Source organism: uncultured Roseibium sp. (assembly GCF_947499295.1).
GTDB lineage: Bacteria > Pseudomonadota > Alphaproteobacteria > Rhizobiales > Stappiaceae > Roseibium.
This window is the reverse complement of sequence record NZ_CANMNP010000057.1, coordinates 1-5,645: the sequence shown is the minus strand read 5'-3', so window position 1 is coordinate 5,645 and position 5,645 is coordinate 1. Positions and strand designations below refer to the sequence as shown.

Genomic DNA, 5,645 nt, shown 5'->3' with positions numbered 1-5,645 from the left:
TCCTTCAAACGCCGAAAGAGAATCAGAAAGCAACTGATTTGGAAACCTTGAATCGCATCAAAAGCGACACGCTTTAAGTTTTGGCTGCAAGGGCGCAGCCAAAACTGCCGATTGGACCATGAGCGTCTCACAGGCTTGAGTTAGCCCGATAGCGGTAACCGAGACCGTACAAGGTTTCGATCATATCAAAGCCATCGTCGACTGTCTTAAACTTCGTTCGCACTCGTCGGATATGGCTGTCGATCGTACGGTCGTCGACAAAAACCTGTTCATCGTTGATTACATCCATAAGTGCGTTCCGGCTTTTGACGATGCCAGGCCGCTGTGCCAGACAATAGAGCAGAGAGAACTCCGAGACCGTCAACTTGATTTGCGTTTCGTCCCATGCGCAGACATGGCTAGCAGGATCCATATGCAGCCTGCCGCGTACAAAGGCGTCGCTCGAGAGTTCCCCAACCTTCGCATAAACATTTGCACTGCTGCGCCGCATAACTGCCCTGACACGCTCAATGAGCACCTGTTGCGAAAACGGTTTCCGAATGAAGTCGTCAGCGCCCATCTTCAAACCGAGAACTTCCTCGATGTCGTCCTGCTGAGATGAGAGGAAGATAATTGGCAGATCCGAGACCTGGCGAAGTTGCCGCAGCATTTCGATTCCGTCCATTTGCGGCATCCGAAGATCAAGGATAGCGAGATTGGGTCGGCGTCCCTTCAATTCGCCAATAGCCGAGGGACCATCTTGGTAGGTGAGCACCTTGTAGTCCTCGGACTCCAGCAAATTGGAAACCGTTGACAACGTACACTTATCCTGGTCAACGAGAGCTATTATTTGTCGATCATGCACCATTTTTTTCTCTTGGCTTTGAAAGCCTCCCGAAATGAATAACAGCGTCGAATTGTGCACGGATTAAGGCATTTTCCTTCTAAATACAGAAAAAATGAAGATAATTTAAGTTATGATATTGAACATATTATGATTGAGAAATATTAAAATTAGATGGATCGGTTTTATTTTAACCAAACCTCCGCGCGCGACACGATTTTTGTATTCAATTAATTAACTAAGTAAATTATTATTTAAATTTATTTGCGCAAAGTGACGTAATTCTGTTGGGCTTGCAATTTTGAAACCGCCAATATCTCATTGACTTGAGACCAACCACTGCACCCCAGTCTGCCTATCGACGCTTTTTTTCCAAATGAAAGAAAACCGCAAGCGCCGCTGTCGCGTATTTGCGACCGAAGGAGCGCTGGCTTTCAAACCCTAGCGGATCGAAATAAGCACGTGCCGCCTCAACAATCTGCAACCCCGTCATGCGTGACGTTTGAATGAATTTGGCATCATCGTCCACATCCAGCTCATCATAGGTCTGTGGAAACGACTTAAAGGACCCATCAAGCACATGAATCTCATATTCGGAGAGCGCACGTTTCAAAATCAACTGAAGTGCTTTTTGTGGATGATGATGCTGGCTGAGAAGATCGAAACTCCGCGAAACCCCTCGAGCAGGCAATGGTGCAGAAATAAAAAGCTGTTTTCTGTATCCGATTTTGCCTGGCGAGAGCGCTTGTACCGTTTCCTTTCGCGTCGACTCGGAGGTCAAGACCGCCGCCGAGGTGGGCTTCCCGATCATCGGTTTTCTTTGCTCTTCACTCAGCTGCGGAGCAACTTCCTTTTCTTTTGCCGCGGATGCCGCACGGTCCTTTCCTGCTACCCCCTGCTGTGCCTGCGTACCTGCTGCACGCAGCCTGGTCTCCTTGACCGAAATGTGGGGGCGCCGAATTACCATCAGGACACCCTCAGAATATCTAGAATTTCCGCAGACAACCGATTGGCCTCATTCATTGCTGTTTCGAAATTCCTGAGTTGAAGCCTCGAAAAGGCATCCTCCGAAAGCCTTTCAACGTTCTTGTGCAACATGCCTCGCTCTTTCATAGAAGCAAAGGCGTCTCGATCGAACATCGGATCAGTAAACAGCGGCAGGTTCTGAAGCATGTCCTGAGCGGCATGTTGGGCCTTCGTCAGCCGGCGCACGGGAACACGTTGCCTCAAAATTGCGGAGGGAATTTCAAGCTGTTCGGAAATGAGCAGTTCGACGATGTATTTGTAAGTCGCCAGCGTTTCGTCGATGTCAAGCGCGGTCAAAGCACATGGCAAAACAATAAAGTCGGAACTCGCAATGATGGTGTTGTTGAGCTCGCTCACGCCGCCATGCGTATCCACCAGGCCATAATCATAGCTCTCGGAAACTGCTTCTCGATAAGCCGTTTCCAGAACATCCATCTCGTCGGCTACAAAGACCTCACAGAGATCGTCCCAGGTTTCCCAGGCGAACGAATTTTGTTTCCACTTGATAAGCGGGCGGTTATCGTCGGCCTCAAACAGTGCAATCGACGCTCCACGGGCTGCAAGTGAAGAACAGATCGCCATCAAGGATGTGGTTTTGCCAGCGCCACCCTTAAGTGAGCAAAAAGATATAAGTTTCATAGCAAAATCTTCATTTATTTTTAACCGCTAAATCAAAACATTACTAGTTAGATAATTCAATAATTTAATAGTAAATTTTCGTAATAATTTTAAATAATATCAATTATTATTTCGACGACAATTAGAACAGTGAGAAGACAATATTCTCACTTATAAAAATAGACCTGAGAAACGAGTTTTTTGAAGGTGTTGCCGTGGAGAATTCTGGAAAGAAGAGTAAAAGAAGAGAAGTCATCCTGTCGGAAGGAATGGACGGGTACACGATCATGAGCGTTCGGCTCCGAAATGCGGAATTCCTTGAATTTTCGAAACAGATCGAGGGAACCGGCCTCAAAAACAATCAGGCGATGCGGATCGCCGCGCGCCGCATAGGCGGTTTCATTGAAATTGAGCCCATAGTTCGTGATACCATCCAACAAATCTCGCGACGGTTTGACGACATTGCAACCAGTATCAACGAGTTGACGCAGACCGCCTCCTCGAGCATCGACGTTAAAGAAGCAACCATGGAAGCATTCCTGAACGAACGGCATCACCTTGGTCTGCAACTCATCCGGCTCGAGCAACAACTGCAATATATCCTGAATGTCTCGCATCGCCGAACCGATGGCCGTCAACGACTGGATCAGTACGCAACTGCATTTCAGGACTGATAGGCATCTGACACCAAGACAATCGCAGACGCTCTTCATCGAAAGGTCGAAAGCCTAGGCGCTCCCTGTGTCTCAAATTGAATGAGGTATTTTAATGATCAATGGTAAACAAAATGAAGGCATAAACAATTCAGGAATTAACAAAAACAATAATAAAGACAGCTCTGATCCAAAGTCTTTAAGAAGGATTGCTGAAGAGTTGTCTGGACAAGTCAGCCCAAACAGCATGTCCGACGAAGACGCTCAAGTGACAGTAGAGGTTGTTCAACCTGGTAATCTGATCGCTCCCCCAATACCCACCGCAGCCACCAATCCCCAGACAATAAGTAATTCGCAAGGTTCCATAATGACAGACCAAATCTCAGCAGACTCCGAAATGACCCCGGTGATCGACGATCAACAACCACGAAAGTTTCCTGGGATTATTTCGCTCAAAGACAGACGCTTTGAACAAAAAGAAAAAGACACATTCATCAACAGAAATTACGAGCCGACAACTAATACCTCGGAAATTACGAAATCATTAGACAAGACACATCATGACACGGCAAGATTCCTAAAGGACAATGGATTGTTAAAGCCCTCATGGGAGTTCACCAAACCAACGTCAATCTATTTCGATGAAACCCTGCAAAAGGGCGGCAAAGAAACGCAAAAATTTCTTCTTCAGGCGAACTATAATGTGTCGGTTCACGGCAAGGCGGATAGTGATCTCGGCCCGAGTTTCAACAAGGGGGCTGACAAGCTGATAAAAGAGCAGGCAACGAAGATAAACGAGCTTGTAGCCTTTACGGATTATGCTGGCAAAGGGCGCTCCGGCACCACGCTGGCATCTCAAGCAGACAAAAAGGTGGAAGGGGTCCGCAGGGACCTTGGCATTTCGAAGTCTTCTGACCATCCAGACCATATTCGAAACAATCATTTGTTAGATGATGAAAAACTTGCATTCATAGACGCGGTCTCAATGGCGGCGGGGCCCGCGCACGTAAATCGCATTAAAGGCATGCACAAAGACAACAAGTATGGCATCCGATCGGGTGAACCAAAAGGGATAAACAATGGTGACTGGACCAATGACAAGTTGGACAGTTTCGAAAAAAGCACCCATACGGACCGACAAAAAATAACAGAAGAATTTGGGGTCTCGCTTAGCAATGAAAACTATGCGAGGGCCGCAAGCAAGTTGCATGATATCAGAAGCCATAACCTTCGATCAATTGCGACCAATAATTTGGGTCGCGAAGAAAATTCAGTAAATTACAAGAGAGACAAACCGTCTTGGGAAAAGGATGTCGAAAAAACCCAAATTGACATTACGAGTGTCAAAGATAGCATCAAGAGCGGAAACCTCACCCAACTTGGCAATGGCATCCGCGATGCGCAAGGTGACATCAACAACCAACTAAACGACATGGTGGGCCTTGGGAAATCCAGAGAGCGGATTGCCAATTACCTCAGCAAACACAGCGAAACAATCTCCGAACTTCAATCAAGTGATCGTTTAGAAGACGGCGACCAGCAAAAGGGCTGGGAAGCCAGGCTCGGCAAAGAAATCATGTCGATGGGCTCGAAGAGCGGTAATTGGAACGAAAAGCTCAAGGACTACGGGGAAATTGGTAGGAAAGGTCATGCACTGGCTGAAAATTTTAGTAAGCTCAAACAGAAAACTATTGGCGTTGCTGTTTTGCCGCAAACAAAAGAAAACCAGAGTGCGGTAAGCGAACTCTTTGGTGAGCGCGCTGCGACCGCGATCCTTGAACTGCAATCGAACATTCCCGCAAGAGTTCGTACTGGTGATGACCGGGTCAAGGCTGCTGAAGGACTTGCCGAGCTCGCTGGCTACGGTCCGGCGGCAAGAACCCTCGTAAAGAAAAACCCTGGTAAATGGGCTGAACTCGAGTTCAATGACACAATGGTCAAAAATGCAAAAGACAAACTGGGCGATCAATTCTTCAGCAGAGTAGATATGACCAATACGGCTGATAGTATGGGCAAGGTGTTTTCCGGTATGGCGAACGAAAGTTCGACGCGAAATGCACCTCTATTGGCAGAAGCAAGGAATGAGAAAGCACAGTCAAACAAGTTCAAGACTTTTGAAACTGACAACAAAAATGCAAACGACTACGCCGCCGTGCCGGGCACCCAAGCGCAGCAACTAGCGTCCAGGGAAGCTTTGTCGAACCAAGACAAGGAAAATCAGAATGTAGCCAATTTAAATAGCGCTAATAATAAATACGCGTATGGTGAAAGGTACTCTCAGACTTCAAGCGATAGATCCTTATTGTCAAATGTCACATCGAACTCTTCTGCTGCAGAGCGGCGCTACGATGACCGGCAAAGGGAACGCGTCCCCACTCGATAGTTGAGCTCGAAGTCGTTTTGATTTTCAAACAAACGATGCTCCGGTCTGGAGCATCGTTGCAGGATAATATTTAGTATCCACGCCTTGGAGGAAACCCCTCGTCTTCAGACGAGCCCGCTTTAGCGTGAAGTGAATAAGAATG

The 5,645-nt window shown here is 47.2% G+C and carries 5 protein-coding genes; 2 read left to right on the top strand and 3 right to left on the bottom strand.

Going from position 1 to position 5,645, the window contains the following annotated elements; genetic code table 11:
* Positions 1-127 precede the first annotated feature (127 nt).
* The 3 genes from Q0835_RS29215 to Q0835_RS29205 all read right to left on the bottom strand — a co-directional run bounded on the left by Q0835_RS29215 (position 128) and on the right by Q0835_RS29205 (position 2,488).
* A complete protein-coding gene (locus Q0835_RS29215) occupies positions 128-847 on the bottom strand; it encodes a response regulator transcription factor (protein WP_298966880.1) in 720 nt (239 codons plus the stop codon).
* Between the two features lie 331 nt (positions 848-1,178).
* Complete coding sequence (locus Q0835_RS29210; RefSeq protein ID WP_298966877.1) at positions 1,179-1,790, bottom strand: VirC2 family conjugal transfer protein; 612 nt, start codon at positions 1,788-1,790, stop codon at positions 1,179-1,181.
* Entirely contained in the window at positions 1,790-2,488 is a 699-nt protein-coding gene (locus Q0835_RS29205; RefSeq protein ID WP_298966875.1) for a conjugal transfer ATPase VirC1, read from the bottom strand. Before Q0835_RS29205 ends, Q0835_RS29210 begins: the two co-directional genes overlap by 1 nt.
* 194 nt (positions 2,489-2,682) lie before the next feature.
* Between Q0835_RS29205 and Q0835_RS29200 the strand changes: the two genes are divergently transcribed.
* Both Q0835_RS29200 and Q0835_RS29195 read left to right on the top strand, forming a co-directional pair.
* Positions 2,683-3,141: a DNA mobilization endonuclease VirD1/MobC family subunit gene (locus tag Q0835_RS29200; RefSeq protein WP_298966874.1), complete on the top strand. Its 459-nt coding sequence runs from the start codon at positions 2,683-2,685 to the stop codon at positions 3,139-3,141.
* Between the two features lie 94 nt (positions 3,142-3,235).
* Complete coding sequence (locus Q0835_RS29195; RefSeq protein WP_298966871.1) at positions 3,236-5,503, top strand: hypothetical protein; 2,268 nt, start codon at positions 3,236-3,238, stop codon at positions 5,501-5,503.
* Positions 5,504-5,645 lie beyond the last annotated feature (142 nt).

Coding starts and splice junctions, on each gene's coding strand:
- Q0835_RS29205 (WP_298966875.1), bottom strand. CDS start 2,488: ATGAAACTTATATCTTTTTGCTCACTTAAGGGTGGCGCTGGCAAAACC.
- Q0835_RS29210 (WP_298966877.1), bottom strand. CDS start 1,790: ATGGTAATTCGGCGCCCCCACATTTCGGTCAAGGAGACCAGGCTGCGT.
- Q0835_RS29195 (WP_298966871.1), top strand. CDS start 3,236: ATGATCAATGGTAAACAAAATGAAGGCATAAACAATTCAGGAATTAAC.
- Q0835_RS29215 (WP_298966880.1), bottom strand. CDS start 847: ATGGTGCATGATCGACAAATAATAGCTCTCGTTGACCAGGATAAGTGT.